This is a genomic window from Stenotrophomonas thermophila (genome assembly GCF_001499715.1).
Classification (GTDB): Bacteria; Pseudomonadota; Gammaproteobacteria; order Xanthomonadales; family Xanthomonadaceae; genus Stenotrophomonas; species Stenotrophomonas hibiscicola.
The window spans coordinates 88,887-105,493 of sequence record NZ_CVIW01000063.1 but is presented as its reverse complement, the minus strand read 5'-3'; the positions used below and the strand labels follow the sequence as shown (position 1 = coordinate 105,493).

Genomic DNA, 16,607 nt, shown 5'->3' with positions numbered 1-16,607 from the left:
TCTTCGCCCTCGCCGGACCTGCGGTGCTCGGCTCGCTCAAGGCGGATCCAAGATCAAAGGCAGAAGCGCTCGCTTCGCTCGCCGGGCCCGGCCCGGCACTACCAAGCATCGTCGTGCAGCTGTGGCTCTTGATCTTGAATCCGCCTTGAGCAAGCCGAGCATCGCAGGGGAATCAGGGGCGAAGAGGTGCCGATGTCTGAGCGCAGCGAGTTCGGCACCGTCCCCTGATTCACCGAGAAGCGCAGGGGACCGACGTGCGAAGCGCGGCGGCTCGCGACCTGGCGGCGCGTTTCTTTTGGTTACTTTTCTTTTCGCGCGAAAAGAAAAGTGACGCCCATGAACAATGAAGCACCTTCAGCACGCGCCACGCGCAAAACGCCAACGCCTCAGCCCTTCTGACTCACCGCCACGCTCCCCAGAATCAACGCCCCCGCCACCAACATCTGTACCGTCACCGCCTCCCCCAGGAACAACCACGCGAACGCCGCGCCGAACAGCGGAATCAGGTAGGTCACCGTCGACGCACGCGACGGGCCGATACGGCCGATCAGGCGATAGAACATCAGGAACGCCAGCCCGGTGCAGGCCACGCCGAGGGCGATCGCCGCGCCCCAGGCCTTGGCCGGAATCGCCGCCTGCGGCCAGTGGCTGACCGCCATCGGCAGCATCCACAGCGAGGCGCAGGACAGCGTTGCCGCCGCGGCGGCGGCCGACGGCAACCCGGTCATGTGCCGCTTCACCAGGTTCACGCCCAGGCCGTACAGCAGCGATGCCGCCGCACCGGCCAGCACTGCGGTGCCGATGCTCAGGCCGGAAACCTTGGCCGTGGCCAGCACCACCACGCCGGCGAAGCCGACCAGCAGCGCCCCGGCACGGCGCATGCCGATCTTCTCGCCGAAGAACAGGAACGCGATCAGCGCGGCGAACAGCACCGTCATCGCATTGCAGATCGCACCGATCGCAGCCGGCGCCTGCTCGGCGGCATAGGCAAACAGCACGAACGGCAGCGCCGAATTGATCAGGCCGATCGGCGCCAGCCACAGCCAGCGCCGCGGCGGGAACTGCGCGCGGGCGCGCCACAGGAACGGCAGCAGCACCAGCGCACCCAGCACCAGCCGCACCTCGACCAGCGCGAACGGGCCGAACGACGGCACCGCCACCCGCATGAACAGGAACGAGCAGCCCCAGATGGCGCCCAGCAGGGTCAATTCCAGCGGCGTGCGCCAATCGCGCTCGGCCGCCTGTGGGACCGCATTCATGCCTTGCCTCCGTACATCGTCAATTCTTCGCCAAGGCGGACAGGATCAGGCGCAGACGCCCGCGGCACAAGCGCGTAGTATCGCTGCCAGCCACAAATATGGTTTGAGGCTCGACATGCTGCTACGCCCTTCCCTGCTACCCGCACTGGCCGTGTTCGCGGTCGCGGCGCGCCACCAGAACTTCGCCCAGGCCGCGCAGGAGCTGCACCTGACCGCCAGCGCGGTCAGCCACCACGTCCGCCGCCTGGAAGAAGTGCTGGAAACCCGGCTGTTCCTGCGCCACGCCCGCGGCGTGCGCCTGACTGCCGAGGGCCGGCAACTGGCCGACGCTGCCAGCGCCGCCTTCACCGATGTCGCGGCCGTCGCCCATCACCTGCAGCCGGATGCCGACAGCGTGCCGCTGCGCATCACCACGCTGCGCTCGCTGTCCTACTGCTGGCTGCTGCCACGGCTGCCGCGCTTCACCCAGGCCTACCCGCACATCCGCATCGAGCTGCATACCGGCAGCGGGCTGGATCGCTATGACGACAACGGCCCGGAAGTGGGCATCCGCTACGGCCTGGGCCAATGGCCCGGCCTGCGTGCGCAGCACCTGATGGATGACTACCTGTTCCCGGTCGCCTCACCGGCACTGGCCGGCGTCGAAACGCTGGTCGATCCGGCGCGCATCGCCGACCTGCCGCTGCTCACCGACCTGTCGCCGCAGGGCTGGCGCGACTGGTTCCGCCACGCCGGCGTGCGCACGCCGTCGCCGCTGCCACCCATGCACACCTTCGCCGACAGCACCGACGCGATGCGTGCAGCGGTGTATGGCATGGGCGCGGTGCTGGCGCGCACCCACATCGCCCAGCCCTACCTGCAGCGCTACGAGGTGGTGCGCCTGCCCGGCCCGGCGCTGAAGGCGCGCTATGCGTATCACGTAGTGCATGCCGAAGGACAACCGCCCAGCCGGGCCGCACGCCTGTTCATCGACTGGCTGCTGGAGCAGGCGCAGGACGAACGCACACCGATTCCGGCATTGCCGGACAGCCTGCTCGGGCGCTCGGCCACGCCCACCTGACTTCGCCCTCACCCATTCTTTGCCCGATGCTGGCTAGGCTGCAGGCAACTCCACAACGTACCTACGCCATGGCCATGCTGCGACTGCGCATTACCGGAACCGAAGACGACGCCCGTGCCATCAGCGACCTGCTGCTCGGCCTGGATGGCATCGAGCATGTCGAGGAAACCGACGACCTGATGCCGCACATGGACGACGACGACTCCAGCTCGGCCGGGCTGTCCGATGACATCGGCCCGGGCATCCACGAGCTGGAAGTGGAAGTGGGCAATGAAAGCACCGCGCAGAAGGTGCGCGACGCCGTGCAGGATCTGGCGCTGGAACTGGATGTGTTCGTCGAGTACGAAACCGACGAGGGCTGATGCCGGCGGGCTGCCGGCATCAGCCTTGACCTCAGCGGTTGGGCGGCAGCTTGCGACGGTGGCGACGCCACCATGCGCGCACGCCCCAGGCTGCGACCAGGGCCAGCACCGCCACCGGCAGCAGCGCGGCAACAGCACGAATCAGGAACGCCACGCTGGTGCTGAGAATGCTGCCCGACTCGCTCAGCGCCTCGCCGATCTCACTTCGGCTGCGTTGGCCCGAAGTGGTCTCGAAGTGCAGCGTCACCAGCTGGGTATCGATGCGCCGGCGCTGCTGCGCGGCGTCCTTGTTGGCCTGCTCGACACCCGCCTCGATCTCTGACAGGCGCGTGGTGATCGCCATCAGATCTTCGATCTTCTGGTCCTTGCGGTCCTGGTAGGACAGCAGGCGGGCGTGCTCCTTTTCAAGCCGCGCCTTGGTCAGCGCCGTGTCTGCCACGGCCTGTGCCAGATCCTCGGCGCGGGTGGTGCGCGACTGCAGCGTTCCGCCCTCACCGGCCATCGCGATCAGCGGCTCGGCGCCCTTCGGCGCGATGCGCACCTTGACCTCACCGCTGGGTTGCTCGCCACTGCGCTGGTCGACCTGCAATACCGCGCAGTCGCCGAACTTCGCGCTCTGGCAGGCTTGGGCGATCTGCTGGATGCGCGGCGCGATCTTTGCCGCCTCCAGCTGCACCTGCACGTCATGTTCATAGGCGAGGAACGCACCTTCTGGCGACGCGACGGCCGCTTCGGCGGCCGGGGCGCCCGCATCCGCGGCCATGTCGCCCTGCTTGGCGCAGCCCGCCAATGCCAGCAGCACCACCGGCATCGCCAGGCTGCGCGTCCAGGCGCGCGCGCCCGTCACAGTGCGGCTCCGTCGTAGGAGGTCACCGAAAGGCCAGCCAGATCGACTTGCGGCACGCAGCGCACGTTCACCGCCACCATCGGTGTGCCGCTACGCGGATCGACCGCTTCGCTGTAGGGGGCGACGCCACATTCGCGGCAGTGGTGATGGTCGATGTGGGCCTTGTTGAAGTGGTAGGTGGCCACGTCAGCCGGATCGGTGGTCAGCTGGAACGCTGCACGCGGGGCAAACCACAGCAGGCTGCCGCGACGCCGGCACATCGAGCAGTTGCAGTCGATGACGTCCCTGATCGGCGCCTCGGCATGTACCGTGAATGCGATCCTGCCGCAATGGCAGCTTCCCTGGTATTCCATGTTCTGCGCTCCTTTGGAGGGTCCTTGTCTGCGCCCATGGTAATCCTATGGCACGGGGACAAAGCAGCCACGCGGCCCTATGCTCAGGGTTTGACCCCGTACAGGAACGCCGATGCGCCCGCATCTTCTTGCCCTCGCCCTGGTCGCCGCGCTGGCCGGTTGCCAGCCGGCCGACGCCCCGACCACCGCTTCCACCCCGGCCGCCAGCCAGCAGGCCGGCGACGCGGCGGTCGACGCCGCCTTCGCCGATCTCTCCAAGCGCGCGCTGGATACCTGGATGCAGCTGTCGCCGGTCAGCGCCACCCAGATCGGTGACCACCGCTACGACAGCGAACTGGACGACCTCAGTGCCGCCGGCCAGCAGAAGACCGTGGCCGCCTACAAGGCGCTGCTGGGCGAGCTGGACAAGATCGACGTGGCCAAGCTGGGCCGCGAGAACCAGGTGGACGCGGCGATCCTGCGCAACCAGCTGCAGTCGGAAATCTGGAACGCCGAAGTGCTTCAGTCCGGCAAGTGGGACCCGCAGCTGTACAACGGCATCGCCGGCAGCGCGATCTACGGCCTGATGGCGCGCGAGTTCGCGCCACTGCCGGAGCGCCTGAAGTCGGCCACCGCGCGCATGGAAAAGCTGCCGGCGATCTTCGCCCAGGCCCGCGAGAACCTGGATCCGGCGCGCGTGCCGAAGATCCACGCCGAGACGGTGGCCAAGCAGAACAAGGGCATCCTCAGCATCGTCGATACCTTCATCACCCCGCACATCGGTGAACTGCCGCAGGCCGACCAGCAGCGCCTGCAGGCGGCCATCGACGGCCTGAAGAAGGCGGTGGACGAGCAGCAGACCTGGCTGGACAAGACCCTGGTGCCGAACGCAAAGGGCGATTTCCGCATCGGTGCGGAAAAGTACGACCAGAAGCTGAAGTTCGCGCTGAGCTCGTCGCTGTCGCGCCAGGAGATCGGTGAGCGTGCACGTGCCGAACTCAAGCGCGTGCGCGAAGACATGTACGGCATCGCGCAGACCGTGCTGAAGGACAAGCCGGGTGCGCCGGAAATACCGGCGCAGCCGACCGACGAGCAGCAGCAGAAGGCGATCGAGGCCGCGCTGGAACTGGCCTACGCCGACAAGCCGGCACGCGACAAGGTGGTCGACGATGCCAAGGCCGCACTGGAGCAGTCCACCGCGTTCGTGCGCGAGCACGACCTGATGACGCTGCCCGATGCGCCGGTGGACATCATCCTGATGCCGGAATTCCAGCGCGGCGTGGCCGTGGCCTACTGCGATTCACCGGGCCCGCTGGACAAGAACCTGAAGACCTTCTACGCCGTGTCGCCGATTCCGGACGACTGGAACGACAAGCAGGTCGACTCGTTCCTGCGTGAGTACAACTCGCGCATGATCCACCTGCTGAGCATCCACGAAGGCACCCCGGGCCATTACCTGGAAGGCTGGCATTCGGCCAAGTTCCCCTCCACCCTGCGTGCGGTACTGCGTTCAGGCCTGTTCGCCGAGGGCTGGGCGGTCTACACCGAGCGCATGATGCAGGAGCAGGGCTACCTCAACAACGACCCGCTGTTCCACCTGGTGCAGCTGAAGTTCTACCTGCGCACGATCTCCAACGCGATCCTCGACCAGGGCGTGCACGTGGACAACTGGGATCGCGAGAAGGCGATGCACCTGATGACCCACGATGCGTTCCAGCAAGAGAGCGAGGCGGCGGGCAAGTGGGTGCGTGCACAGCTGACCTCGGCGCAGCTGCCGACCTACTTTGTCGGTGCGCAGGAACACTTCGACACCCGCAAGGCGATGCAGGACAAGCTGGGCGACAAGTTCAACCTCAAGACCTACCACGACCAGATGCTGTCCTACGGCGCACCGCCGGTGCGTTTCGCCCGCCAGCTGATGCTGGACCAGCCGATCGAGTGATCGCGCCGGTGTGAGCTGAATGATAACGGCTCGGGGAAACCCGGGCCGTTTTCTGTTCTGGCGGTTGCGAACTGCCATCCTGGTGGGTGCGAACCTTGGTTCGCACCGCTTCTGCCGCCACTCAATCAGACGATGTGGATATACAGCTTCCTCGAGTCCAGTCTCAAATCGAGGAAGTACTCCACACCACACCCGCGGCACGCAGCGGGACAATCCTCATCGCTCCCACGTTGGTTCTCCGAGGCATCAGCCACCACCGGATATCCACAATCAAAACGTAAAGGCAATGTTGCTGCCATGGGGGTCGGCCCATATTTCATCTCCATCGCCGTCCATTACAAGAAAGTCCGTGATGTTCATGATTCACCGGGATCGCTTGGGTGATTGCTGGAGACTACTCGAATCCGAGCATAAGGGGCGCGAAGCTGCTTCCGTCTCATCAAACTGCGACGCCACCATCCATCCCGGATTCAAGGTGAATGCAACAGGTTGTTGAACTGCGCTTCACTGCAACCCGACTGCGCGCAGCCCGGCAGCATCAGCTCCACCCGGCCCGGCGGCTGTGCGTCGGTCAACGGGATCGCACCACGTAGCTGCTCGCGCGTGGGATAGACATACACCAACCGGTAACGCACTTCACCGGCCCCACGATCACGCCAGCGCTCGAACTGCAGCAGGCCGCCGATCGGCGTCTTCTCGTACTGCCCCGGTAGGCTGTAGTCCGTGATTCCCAACGCCACCAGCACTGAACCGATGTTGGAATCGTGGCCGACCAGCAGGCTCACCTTTGGCGATGCCGGGTCCTCGAACAACGCATTCACTCTTGCCAGCAGCGGGGCGGCCACATCGCGCGCCACTTCGGGCGTTCCGAACAGGATGTCCTGGTAGCGGTTGCGGATCTGCGCCAGCGCCTGCCATTGCGCCTCGGTGGTCAACCGGCCCCAGCCTTCGCGGGGGATGCCACTGCCCTGGTAGTGCTCCATCAACAAGGCATCGACCAACCCGCTGGCCAGGGCCAGCGAACCGGACGCGCGTGGTTCCTTGCCCGGTTCCGCATTGAAGATCGTGTCGGCCAGCATCAGATGGCACTCGCTGTGCCCCGCACAGGCCGCCGACTGCGGGTAGCGGGTGATCTGCTCCACCACGGACAGTGCCGGTGCCAGTTCCGATTCGGCCAGCGCTCGCTGCATTGCCGACAGTGCGCGCTCGCGGAAGACCGTCTCTCTGTTGTGGATCACCGGATTGAACAACGGATCCATCGTGCCCAGCGCCATGCGCTGCTCGACCGCGACATGACAGCCCGGGAAGGCACCGGCAACGAAGAACTGCGCGGTGGCCTGGGTGCGCTGAAGGCTGTTGGCATGGGCGTGGAAGTCAGCCAGCTGCGGGCAACCCGAAGCCGGCAACAGCTGCGCCTGACGCAGCCACTGGCCCATGTAACGGCCCATGTAGACCTCCAGCACGCCGCCTTTGGTGGTGAGCTCGCCTGCGCCCACGTCCCAGCCTGGCCAGCGCTCCGGAGTGGCATTGGCCAGCGCGCCCGACGCCACCACCGGCGCGCGCAGGTTGTGGCGGCTGAGCAGGATGACCTGCTCAAGTGAGCCCTCACGTGTTCCGCTCACCTCGCCATTGTCCGCCATGGCTGGAACAGCGGTCACAAGGCTCGTCACCAGCGATAGGCAACGAAAGATACGGAAGTGCATCCGAGTCTTTGAGCACGATTGAACCTGCATCACCTGCTCCTATAGTGCAGATAGAGTCTCGAGCCCATGTCTGCTGATCAACGGTCGGCACGGCAATGTCAAAACGGTGAACAGACCGTTCTCCGAGCTACCGAATGGGGATGGTAGCACCGTCAACCCATGACCTCCCCGACACGCGATGCAAACGCATCCAGTCGTGAAATATCCAGTGATCGCCTCCGACTCGAGGATGCTCCCTGAGTCACGTCCTCGTCTGATTGATACACGCGAGCGCCGAACCGATCCAGGATCTCGACGCCGCCCTGCGCTACATGCCCGGCCCCGACATTCAAGAGAAGCTCCAGGCATCAGAACAAGCCACGGACACAACGCGCAGAGCAGCTTGCTCGACTACGAGACTGATGCAGAAATTAAAAGAGAAGTCCTACGCAACGAACCCGCTACCACTGACAGCAAGTAGCCATACGGACGGCGCATTCTTGATGCCGACCTAGGGATGTGCCCTGGTCATCAACACACACCTATAAAAGGAAATACGTCATGCACGCATCCGCAACCATTTCAGATCCAAACGCCGTCGCCGCATGGATGAAATCATCCAGCGCAAATGCAAGATCCCTCGACGCAGTGTTTGAAACCGAGGCGGACGAAATCAAAGTAGCCGCATTCAGCAGTGACTGCTGCGGATCGAACAATTACGAAGAGCGCTGACAGACTCCGTTGATGGCACGCGGCGTGGATGCGTGTCATCAACACTATCAAACAGGATCAGAATCACGATGACTCGCAGTCATGACGGCATGAGCCGAATAGCACAAAGCCCAGAACAAAGCCGCATGCGATGCGATGGAACATTCCCCTTACCAAACGACACATCATCATCGACCGCAATCATTGCCGCGACGACTCGATCCAATATTAATCGCGCTATCGAACTCCGCAGAAGGGGATTGATCACCGAGATTATTGGCACAGATCCCGCTTACTCGACAACGCCATCCGACGCGCTTCGCAAACTGGAGGGTGATGCGGGAATTCACACCATTATCGTGTTCAGTGACCAGCTTACATCCAGCCTTGACGCTCCTGTCTTGACGACCCACCACGGGCAGCAGCGCTACCTGCCTCTGGTGGAAGGAGTCCTCAACAGCATCCACGAATTTCAAATCATGACAGGCACATGCGATGACACGATCACATTGCCACCCTGCTCACCCATCACTTCCGTTCTGCGCACTATTTCGAACCATCTGGATTCCAACCAGAAGCTTGGAGGAGACTGGCTCGCGCAACCCGTTCAGACAAAGCGATGGCCTGCTACACGGCTAGCCGAGAGCAGATTCCGTCAGCGTGTCTTTCACTCAGCTCTGATGCACATGTACTGGAAGCATCCTGACTTCAATCCCAAGCATTTCGATTGGCTCCATGGACAACTCAAGAACCTCTACCGCGCATCGCAGCCAGCAAAGGAGGTCCAGGATGCACGAAAGTCAAGCACATGAGAGTCGTCAGCCTGCCCCGGAGGCCACCTTTCGGCACAGCGTCCAGACAGAGCAACAGCTTGGATTGACCCTTTCCGACAGGGAAAGGAAAGCCATCCTCTCCGCATGCGAAGTCAGCGGACTCGATATGGATTCCTACTACAGCTGGTATCAATCGAAAGCCTCCATCAGCTCCCAGTTGGCGGACCTTTGCCGCCCGTCACTGTTGGAGGCGGTCCACTGCATCGACCGTTCCGACTACTCCTCAATCGATGGAAAGCTCCCTGCCGACAGGGGAGTTGTGATCGCACTGCCGCATCACGGCCACTATATCCTGTCTGCGGTCCGTCTGATGGAGCACATTCGCCATCTGCGTGACATCTACATCTTCTATGGCGACCCAAAGAACCATGCAGGCAACGAATTGTTCGACGACCTGTACCACCGGCTCTTCAATCACGCCGGATGCCGCGCGAGCATCATCCACTCGAATGCCAGAGGGATAGGCATAGCGCTTCGCGCACTGAAAAATAGAGCTGCAGTCATCATGATGCCCGATGTCCACCGCTTTCGCGAAGAAACCTATTGCATTCCATTTTTGGGGCGCCCCCTGGACATCATGCTGGGAACCGCCGCAATGGCGCGCAAAACCGGAAGTTGCATATTGCCAGCCATCTCCGTCGTTGACCGGGATCTTCGAGCAACTATTACTTTCGGAGATGCCATCGAGCCTATACAGACGCGAGCATCGCTTCCATCTGAAGTAGCTGACTACTGGACGATGGCTGAAGTCTATCGTTTCCTTGACCGTGCAATGGGACCTCAGGCCATCTATTGGCAGTACATCAGGCAACACTTCATGAAATCCTCCAAGTTCCCGATGTTCCACCCCGAAACAATCGATGAAGCTTGGCACATGTTCTCCAATGACCCGCGAACCAAGCCACACACGCGTTATACGGCATGCCTGGATTGAACATGGATAGATTTCATTCTCCTTCCATTACCTTGGCGGCCATCGCCCTGATGGCGATGGCGCCCATCAATGGATACGCAACGGATCAAGAGAATGCCGATGCAACTCATCTTCCTGCGATCCACGCGGTCCACTCAGCCCCCGGCCCGCGCATCTGGCAGTTCAGAAAAGGCTCTTCAACGCTGCTTGTACTGGGCACGATTCAACCCCTAAGAAAGAGCCTATCCATCGATACTCGCAGCGTTGAAGCAGCAATCTCGACGTCTGATGCAATTCTGAGCCCTCCGGGCGTGACCGTGGAGCACGATGGCGGGGTATTTCGCAGCCTCATTCTGTGGCCCGCCATCCGCAAGCTCAAGTTCCTTTCAGGTAGAAGAACGCTTCGTGACGAGCTCACCGAAGAAGAGTACACGCGATTGAGCGATCTCAAGATTCTCTATGGCCTGCATGACGCGAGCATTGAGAGGATGCGCCCAATGTACGCGGCTTGGAAAATTCATGATGCTGCACTGCAATTCAGTGGAGCCCGAGCCGGTGAGCCACTTTCTCGAGCCATTGACCGCATGGCCCGCGATCATGGGATCCCGATGATCAACGCCCGCTTCCCGATTCGGGTGAGAGGCGCCAGGGAAACTATCCAGAATTTTCACATTGACTCCGTGAAAGACCGCAAATGCTTCTCGGATGCCACATCAAGCCTGCGGCCCTGGCTCGATAACCTAGATGAGCTAGGTCATGCGTGGGCAGAGGGAGATATTGAATCGGGCGCGCTCCTGCATGCCCCTCCATCGCCCTCCCGGTGCTGGGCTCGTCTGACCAACGACGCGATCGCCACTACGATGAATATTGACCTTGATATCCAGAGACGAACTCACTGGGTTGCAGTGCTCCGCTCAACTACTTCGCGGCACAGTACGGTTTTCACCACTCTGCCCTTGGATGATCTTCTGCATTCAAGAGGCATGGCCGCGGTACTCGTGGACGAGGGATACATCCCCGATGCCAGGGTGTTCTTTGGCGATCAGCCACGACCTCCAAACATCGGAGCAAGTGAAACCTCAAATCATCCGGACGGGTGACGATGTAACTTGGCACCTTGCAACGCGGTCACAGCGAAGTCACTGATCGGCAGCCACAAAGCCACCGGTCTGCCGCGCCCACAAGCGCGCATACAGGCCACCGGCAGCAATCAGCTCGGCGTGGCTGCCGGTCTCGACGATGCGGCCCTGGTCCATCACCACCAGCCGGTCCATGCGCGCGATGGTCGACAGCCGGTGCGCGATCGCGATCACCGTCTTGCCGCCCATCAGCTCATCCAGGCTGTCTTGGATCGCCGCTTCCACTTCCGAGTCCAGCGCCGAGGTCGCTTCGTCCAGCACCAGGATCGGTGCGTCCTTCAGCAGCACGCGGGCAATGGCGATGCGTTGGCGCTGGCCGCCGGACAGCTTCACGCCGCGCTCGCCGACATGCGCGTCGTAGCCACGACGCCCCTGCCCGTCCACCAGCGTATCGATGAAGGCCTCGGCACGTGCTTTGGCCACCGCAGCGCGCAACTGCTCATCGGTCGCATCCGGGCGGCCGTACAGCAGGTTGTCGCGGATCGAGCGATGCAGCAGCGAGGTGTCCTGGGTGACCACGCCGATCTGCTGGCGCAGGCTCTCCTGGGTGACGTAGGCAATGTCCTGGTCGTCGATCAGGATGCGGCCGCTTTCCAGGTCGTACAGGCGCAGCAGCACGTTCACCAGGGTCGACTTGCCGGCACCGGAAGGACCGACCAGGCCGATCTTCTCGCCCGGCCTCACCACCAGGTCGAGGCCGGCGATCACGCCGCCCTTCTTGCCGTAGTGGAAGTGGATGTCCTGGAAATGCACGCCGCCACGGGTCACCTGCAGCGGCACCGCGTCCTCGCGGTCCTGCACGGTCAGCGGCTGTGCGATGGTGGTGATGCCATCCTGCACCGTGCCGATGTCCTCGAAGATGCCGTTGATGGTCCACATGATCCAGCCGGACATGTTGTGGATGCGGATCACCAGGCCGGTCGCCAGGGTGATCGCGCCCACGGTGATATGGCCGCCATTCCACAGCCACAGCGCGAGCCCACAGGTACCGGCAATCAGGAAACCGTTGACGATGGCGATGGTCAGGTCCATGCCGGTGGTCACCCGGGTCTGCGCGCGGTGCTTGACTGCCAGCTCCTGGATCGACTCGGCCACGTAGGCCTGCTCGCGCCCGCCATGGGCGAACAGTTTCAGCGTGGGAATGTTGGTGTAGCCATCGACGATGCGGCCCATTGCCTTCGAACGTGCTTCCGAGGCGATCCAGGCCCGCTCCTTCGCGCGCGGCACGAAGTAGACCATGATCACCACGTAGGCCAGCAGCCACAGGATCAGCGGCACCATCAGCCGCCAGTCGGCCTGCGCGAACAGGTACAGCGCGGTGCCGGTATAGACCACGATGTACCAGAGCGAGTCGACCATCTGCACCGCCGACTCGCGCAGCGAGGTACCGGTCTGCATCACCCGGTTGGCGACGCTGCCGGCGAAGTCGTTCTGGAAGAAGCTCAGGCTCTGCCGAACCACGTAGTTGTGCATCAGCCAGCGCGAGCGGTTGCTCAGGCCGGGCACGATGGCCTGGTTGACCAGCAGGTTGTGCAGGCCGACCAGGATCGGCCGCGCGATGACCGTGATGAACAGCATCCAGCCCAGTTCATTGGCATGGCGCTTGAAGAAATCGGCACCGGGTTGCTCGGCGACCATGTCGACGATGCGGCCCAGGTAATCGAACATGGCCACTTCCACCAGCGCCAGGAGCAGGCCGGCGATGAGCGTGGCCAGCAGCACCGGCCACACCGGGCGCAGGTAGTGCAGGTAGAACGGCAGCACCTTGCGCGGTGGCATGCGCCCATCCACGGGCGGGAACACCGGAATCAGGGATTCAAACCAACGGAACATCGCATTCCCTCGCCATCTTAGCCGGCGGAGTATCCCACGCCGCATGTGTACGCCGGCCGACGATCGCTGCGGCTGCGGTCGTGCCGGCCGCTGGCCGGCAACCTCGCTACGTTTCCAGAGATCATGAGGTTGCCGGCCAGCGGCCGGCACTACCCTCATTCTTTGACCGGGGTGAACAGCAGGTCCTGGAAATCGAAGCTGAAATCGGTCAGGTCGGAGATCGACTGCATGCGCACCTCGCGTACCTTGCCGTCCGGGTCCAGGCTGAAGTTCACGAACGCGTCGGCGTTGAGCGAACGGTCGTCCCAGCGCACGATGAAGGTGTCCTGCTGCCAGTGCTCCAGGCGCCCGCTCAGCTGCGCGGTCTTCGCAAAGCGCAGGCGCAGGCCCTTGCCTTCGGCGCTGATCTGCATGTCGCCATACCAGCGGTCACGGAAGCTGCCGGTGTAGCCGGCCAGCGCCAGCGATGGCCTGCTGCCCTTGTCGCGTGCGCTCTGGTGCTTGGCCCAGGCCTCGTCGGCCTTGTCCTTTCCCTTGGCCACGGCCTTGGCATAGGCGTCCACCCAGTCATGCTTCTCACCGCCCAGGTAGGCATCGAGCACGCTCAGGGTGATCGCATTGAACGCCGCGCCCACTTCCTGATTGGTCAGCACCACCACGCCCAGTTTCTCGCCCGGTACCAGGGTCAGCCGCGAAACCATGCCCGGCCAGCCACCGGTATGCCAGACCAGCTTCTGCCCACGGTAGTCGCTCAGGCTCCAGCCTTCGCCATAGCCGGCGAAGTTGGCCCGCGCAGGTGCCAGCTCCGGCACGCTCGGCGCCGGGATCGACTGCGGCGTGATCATCCGCCACATCTGCTGCTGGCTCTTCTCGCTGAACAACGGCGTGCCGTCGGCCAGCTTGCCTTCAGCCAGCTGCACCTGCATCCAGCGCGCCATGTCGTGCGCGCTGGAATAGATGCCGCCGGCGCCGGCATTGTTCGACCAGGTCAGCGGCGCAACGGTGCGCAGGTCCCTGAAATCGTACTTGGCGTGGCCGACCGCGGCCTTGTCGCCCGGCTTCAGGTGATCGGCGTTGTAGCGCGTGCCGGTCATGCCCACCTTGTCGAAGATGCGCGTCTGCAGGAACTGCTGGTAACTCATGCCCGAGACATGCTCGATCACCTGCTGGGCAACCGCGTACAGGATGTTGTCGTAGGCATAGCTCTCGCGGAAACCGCCCTTCAGCGGCACCCTGCCCAGCCGTTCGACTACTTCGGCATTGCTGTAGGAGGTGGCCGGCCAGAACAGCAGGTCGCCGGCACCCAGGCTCAGCCCGCTGCGGTGCGACAGCAGGTCGCGGATCGTCATCTGCCCGGTCACGAACGGATCGGACATGCGGAACGACGGCAGGTGGTCGATCACCTTGTCATCCATCTTCAGCTTGCCGTCCTCGGCCAGCAGGTTCAGCGAAGTGGCGGTGAACGCCTTGGTGTTGGACGCAATGGCAAACAGCGTATCGGCCTGCACCGGTTCCGGCTTGCCCTGCTCGCGCACGCCCCAGCCGCGCTCCAGCACCACCTCGCCATCCTTGACCACCGCCACCGCAATACCGGGCACGTCGAACTGCGCGCGCACGCGCTCGACGGTCGCATCCAGCCCCTGCAACTGCGCCGGGGTGGCAGCGCTCGCCATGGTCGTGCACGCCAGCAGCACGGCTCCTCCAATCCAGGGTTTCATCCAGCACGATCTCCGAACAGGGGTGGCGGCCATGTGCAGGCCGTCACCGGGGTTTCGCGGGATGGTAACGGTCTGCGGCGCACCCTGCCCTGTGCCATAGGAGGGGTGTCATGGGCGGAAACGGCCAACCGAGCAACGGCTCCACCATCATTCCGTGCCTGCGCTATCGCGACGCGCAGGCCGCCATCGACTGGCTGCAGCGCGCCTTCGGCTTCCATGCCCAGGCCGTCTACGCCGACGGCGACACGGTGTTCCACGCGCAGCTGACCTTCGGCACCGGCATGATCATGCTCGGCTCGGCCAGCAACCAGAGCGCGTGGAGCGAGCATGCGGCGTTGCCTGATGAGGTCGGCGGCCGCCAGACGCAGAGTGCCTGCGTGATCGTCACCGATGCCGACGCGCACTACGCCCGGGCCAAGGCCGCCGGTGCCCGCATCGTCATCGACATCGCCGACCAGGACTACGGCGGCCGTGGCTATGCCTGCGCCGACCCGGAAGGCTATCTGTGGTGGTTCGGCAGCTACGACCCGTGGCGCGCGGACCACGGCCAGTGACCGCGACCGCCCGGCAGGCGGAGATCCGCTGCGGCATCGGTGGCTGGGTGTTTCCCGAATGGCGCGGCGGCGTTTTCTACCCCGTGGGCCTGCCGCAGCGTGAAGAGCTGGCCCATGCCAGCCGTGCCCTGCGCTGCATCGAAATCAACGGCACCTTCTACCGCACGCCCACCGTCGCACAGTGCGCGCAGTGGGCCGCGCAGACGCCGGAAGGCTTCCGCTTTGCGATGAAGGCACCACGCTACCTGGTGCAGCGCCGCGACCTGTCCAGCACGGTGGAGGCAGCCGCGCCCTTCCTGCAGGCAGCGATCGCGCTCGGTGACCGGCTTGGCCCGTTGTTGTGGCAGTTCGATCCACGCCACCCGGCCGACGCCGATGCACTGGACGCGCTGATGGCGCAGCTGCCGAAGCAGCTGGAAGGGGTGCCGCTGCAGCATGCGCTGGAGGTCCGCAATGCCGCAGCACATGGCCCCGCACTGGTCGCCGCCGCGCGCCGCCACGGCGTGGCACTGGTGATCGAGGACAGCGACGAGGCGCCGCTGCACGGCGACGTCAGTTCGGGCTTCGTCTACGCGCGGATCAAGCGCAGCCAGGCCCGCTTGAAAGAGGGCCTGCCTGCGCCCGTGCAGCAGCGCTGGGCTGAACGCGCGCGACGCTGGTCACGCGGCGAGCCGGTGGACGACCTGCCCTGTCTGGCCGGGCACGCCCCGGAAACCCCGCGCGAGGTCTACCTGCTGTGCATCGGTGCCGGCAAGGCCCGCAACCCGGCGGCAGCGATGGCCCTGCAGCGCCTCATCGACGGCGCCAGCGGTCCAGCCCCCACAGCAGGGTCCAGCCCACCACGAACACGCCCGCAACGCGCAGCACGTTGAGCAGGAAGGCCGCCAGGCCCAGGCGTTGCAGTTCGAGGAATGGATACGGCGCCTGTCCGGTCATTGCAGCGACCAGCATCGCCCAGCCAAGGTAGGCCAGCGGTACCAGCAGCACGCCGCCCAGCGCGCGCCAGCGCATCTCACCGTGCGGCAACAGCAGCAGCCACCCCAGCAGGAACAGGGCAGGCACGACATAGTGCAGGCCCGCATCGACCCACCATTGCAGCCCGGTCGGTTGCCACAGCCCCTGCAATGCAAGCACGTAGACGCACGCGGTCACACCGATGCACAGCGCCAGGCTCGCCGCCACCACCGGCTTGAGCACTCTGCCAAGGACCACCCACCCACATCCGACGCAGACAGCCAGGTTGCTGAGAATGGTGAAATAGCCGAAGAAACGCAGCGTCGCCACGCCGATCCCGGCCGCCGCCCCCGGCCCCTGCACCAGCAACAGGTACTGCAACAGCAGCGAGGCTGCCGCCATCAGGGCAGTCAGTGCGGCCCATCCGCGCAGAAGGGAGCAATCGGCTGCCATGGCTCGGTTCTCTGG

General features: G+C 64.1%; 16 protein-coding genes. 9 read left to right on the top strand and 7 right to left on the bottom strand.

All coding sequences use genetic code 11. The features are described 5' to 3' along the window. Positions 1 to 386 precede the first annotated feature (386 nt). A complete protein-coding gene (locus BN1263_RS19015; protein ID WP_058983404.1) occupies positions 387 to 1,259 on the bottom strand; it encodes a DMT family transporter in 873 nt (290 codons plus the stop codon). Between the two features lie 115 nt (positions 1,260 to 1,374). Between BN1263_RS19015 and BN1263_RS19010 the strand changes: the two genes are divergently transcribed. Together BN1263_RS19010 and BN1263_RS19005 are read left to right on the top strand one after the other, a co-directional pair. After that, complete coding sequence (locus tag BN1263_RS19010; protein WP_058983402.1) at positions 1,375 to 2,319, top strand: LysR substrate-binding domain-containing protein; 945 nt, start codon at positions 1,375 to 1,377, stop codon at positions 2,317 to 2,319. 68 nt (positions 2,320 to 2,387) lie between these two features. Beyond that, positions 2,388 to 2,681, top strand: coding sequence for a hypothetical protein (locus BN1263_RS19005; protein WP_021203661.1), 294 nt, complete (start codon positions 2,388 to 2,390; stop codon positions 2,679 to 2,681). Between the two features lie 31 nt (positions 2,682 to 2,712). Here BN1263_RS19005 and BN1263_RS19000 read toward each other — a convergent pair whose 3' ends face one another. Next, positions 2,713 to 3,492 carry a DUF4349 domain-containing protein gene (locus tag BN1263_RS19000; RefSeq protein WP_058983462.1) on the bottom strand — a complete coding sequence of 260 codons (780 nt, stop codon included), beginning with the start codon at positions 3,490 to 3,492 and terminating at the stop codon, positions 2,713 to 2,715. Positions 3,493 to 3,524: 32 nt separating this feature from the next. Further along, positions 3,525 to 3,881, bottom strand: coding sequence for a GFA family protein (locus BN1263_RS18995; RefSeq protein WP_058983399.1), 357 nt, complete (start codon positions 3,879 to 3,881; stop codon positions 3,525 to 3,527). A gap of 112 nt (positions 3,882 to 3,993) precedes the next feature. On the opposite strand from BN1263_RS18995, the gene BN1263_RS18990 reads away from it, so the two are divergent. Continuing rightward, positions 3,994 to 5,802 (top strand): DUF885 domain-containing protein, encoded by a 1,809-nt coding sequence (locus BN1263_RS18990; RefSeq protein ID WP_058983397.1) that lies wholly within the window; start codon positions 3,994 to 3,996, stop codon positions 5,800 to 5,802. 470 nt (positions 5,803 to 6,272) lie between these two features. Here the strand turns inward: BN1263_RS18990 and agp are convergent, their stop codons facing one another. Continuing rightward, positions 6,273 to 7,442 carry a bifunctional glucose-1-phosphatase/inositol phosphatase gene (gene agp / locus BN1263_RS18985; protein ID WP_144435393.1) on the bottom strand — a complete coding sequence of 390 codons (1,170 nt, stop codon included), beginning with the start codon at positions 7,440 to 7,442 and terminating at the stop codon, positions 6,273 to 6,275. A gap of 603 nt (positions 7,443 to 8,045) precedes the next feature. Between agp and BN1263_RS20765 the strand changes: the two genes are divergently transcribed. The 4 genes from BN1263_RS20765 (at position 8,046) to BN1263_RS20305 (ending at position 11,041) form a co-directional block, all read left to right on the top strand. Beyond that, complete coding sequence (locus BN1263_RS20765) at positions 8,046 to 8,216, top strand: hypothetical protein (RefSeq protein WP_157999904.1); 171 nt, start codon at positions 8,046 to 8,048, stop codon at positions 8,214 to 8,216. Between the two features lie 68 nt (positions 8,217 to 8,284). Continuing rightward, the gene (locus tag BN1263_RS20760; protein ID WP_186008990.1) at positions 8,285 to 9,007 is read left to right on the top strand and encodes a hypothetical protein; all 723 of its coding nucleotides are present in this window, start codon (positions 8,285 to 8,287) and stop codon (positions 9,005 to 9,007) included. Next, positions 8,985 to 9,962: an LpxL/LpxP family acyltransferase gene (locus BN1263_RS18980; RefSeq protein ID WP_058983393.1), complete on the top strand. Its 978-nt coding sequence runs from the start codon at positions 8,985 to 8,987 to the stop codon at positions 9,960 to 9,962. The genes BN1263_RS20760 and BN1263_RS18980 overlap by 23 nt, the downstream gene beginning before the upstream one ends. Before the next feature lie 2 nt (positions 9,963 to 9,964). Further along, a complete protein-coding gene (locus BN1263_RS20305; RefSeq protein WP_186008989.1) occupies positions 9,965 to 11,041 on the top strand; it encodes a TraB/GumN family protein in 1,077 nt (358 codons plus the stop codon). Between the two features lie 39 nt (positions 11,042 to 11,080). Here the strand turns inward: BN1263_RS20305 and smrA are convergent, their stop codons facing one another. Further along, positions 11,081 to 12,913: a multidrug efflux ABC transporter SmrA gene (smrA, locus tag BN1263_RS18975; RefSeq protein WP_058983391.1), complete on the bottom strand. Its 1,833-nt coding sequence runs from the start codon at positions 12,911 to 12,913 to the stop codon at positions 11,081 to 11,083. Positions 12,914 to 13,068: 155 nt separating this feature from the next. Next, positions 13,069 to 14,631, bottom strand: coding sequence for a serine hydrolase (locus tag BN1263_RS18970; protein ID WP_058983389.1), 1,563 nt, complete (start codon positions 14,629 to 14,631; stop codon positions 13,069 to 13,071). 110 nt (positions 14,632 to 14,741) lie between these two features. Here BN1263_RS18970 and BN1263_RS18965 point away from each other — a divergent pair, with 110 nt between their 5' ends. Next, positions 14,742 to 15,185 (top strand): VOC family protein, encoded by a 444-nt coding sequence (locus tag BN1263_RS18965; RefSeq protein WP_058983387.1) that lies wholly within the window; start codon positions 14,742 to 14,744, stop codon positions 15,183 to 15,185. Further along, positions 15,182 to 16,057: a DUF72 domain-containing protein gene (locus BN1263_RS18960; RefSeq protein WP_058983385.1), complete on the top strand. Its 876-nt coding sequence runs from the start codon at positions 15,182 to 15,184 to the stop codon at positions 16,055 to 16,057. The genes BN1263_RS18965 and BN1263_RS18960 overlap by 4 nt, the downstream gene beginning before the upstream one ends. On the opposite strand, the gene BN1263_RS18955 is transcribed toward BN1263_RS18960, so the two are convergent. Beyond that, positions 15,978 to 16,592, bottom strand: coding sequence for a Pr6Pr family membrane protein (locus tag BN1263_RS18955; protein WP_058983383.1), 615 nt, complete (start codon positions 16,590 to 16,592; stop codon positions 15,978 to 15,980). The genes BN1263_RS18960 and BN1263_RS18955 overlap by 80 nt on opposite strands. Between the last annotated feature and the right edge of the window lie 15 nt (positions 16,593 to 16,607).

Excerpts from the sequence above, each read along its gene's own strand:
- BN1263_RS19015 (WP_058983404.1), bottom strand. The coding sequence starts at position 1,259 with ATGAATGCGGTCCCACAGGCGGCCGAGCGCGATTGGCGCACGCCGCTG.
- BN1263_RS19010 (WP_058983402.1), top strand. The coding sequence starts at position 1,375 with ATGCTGCTACGCCCTTCCCTGCTACCCGCACTGGCCGTGTTCGCGGTC.
- BN1263_RS19005 (WP_021203661.1), top strand. The coding sequence starts at position 2,388 with ATGGCCATGCTGCGACTGCGCATTACCGGAACCGAAGACGACGCCCGT.
- BN1263_RS19000 (WP_058983462.1), bottom strand. The coding sequence starts at position 3,492 with ATGCCGGTGGTGCTGCTGGCATTGGCGGGCTGCGCCAAGCAGGGCGAC.
- BN1263_RS18995 (WP_058983399.1), bottom strand. The coding sequence starts at position 3,881 with ATGGAATACCAGGGAAGCTGCCATTGCGGCAGGATCGCATTCACGGTA.
- BN1263_RS18990 (WP_058983397.1), top strand. The coding sequence starts at position 3,994 with ATGCGCCCGCATCTTCTTGCCCTCGCCCTGGTCGCCGCGCTGGCCGGT.
- agp (WP_144435393.1), bottom strand. The coding sequence starts at position 7,442 with ATGGCGGACAATGGCGAGGTGAGCGGAACACGTGAGGGCTCACTTGAG.
- BN1263_RS20765 (WP_157999904.1), top strand. The coding sequence starts at position 8,046 with ATGCACGCATCCGCAACCATTTCAGATCCAAACGCCGTCGCCGCATGG.
- BN1263_RS20760 (WP_186008990.1), top strand. The coding sequence starts at position 8,285 with ATGACTCGCAGTCATGACGGCATGAGCCGAATAGCACAAAGCCCAGAA.
- BN1263_RS18980 (WP_058983393.1), top strand. The coding sequence starts at position 8,985 with ATGCACGAAAGTCAAGCACATGAGAGTCGTCAGCCTGCCCCGGAGGCC.
- BN1263_RS20305 (WP_186008989.1), top strand. The coding sequence starts at position 9,965 with ATGGATAGATTTCATTCTCCTTCCATTACCTTGGCGGCCATCGCCCTG.
- smrA (WP_058983391.1), bottom strand. The coding sequence starts at position 12,913 with ATGTTCCGTTGGTTTGAATCCCTGATTCCGGTGTTCCCGCCCGTGGAT.
- BN1263_RS18970 (WP_058983389.1), bottom strand. The coding sequence starts at position 14,631 with ATGAAACCCTGGATTGGAGGAGCCGTGCTGCTGGCGTGCACGACCATG.
- BN1263_RS18965 (WP_058983387.1), top strand. The coding sequence starts at position 14,742 with ATGGGCGGAAACGGCCAACCGAGCAACGGCTCCACCATCATTCCGTGC.
- BN1263_RS18955 (WP_058983383.1), bottom strand. The coding sequence starts at position 16,592 with ATGGCAGCCGATTGCTCCCTTCTGCGCGGATGGGCCGCACTGACTGCC.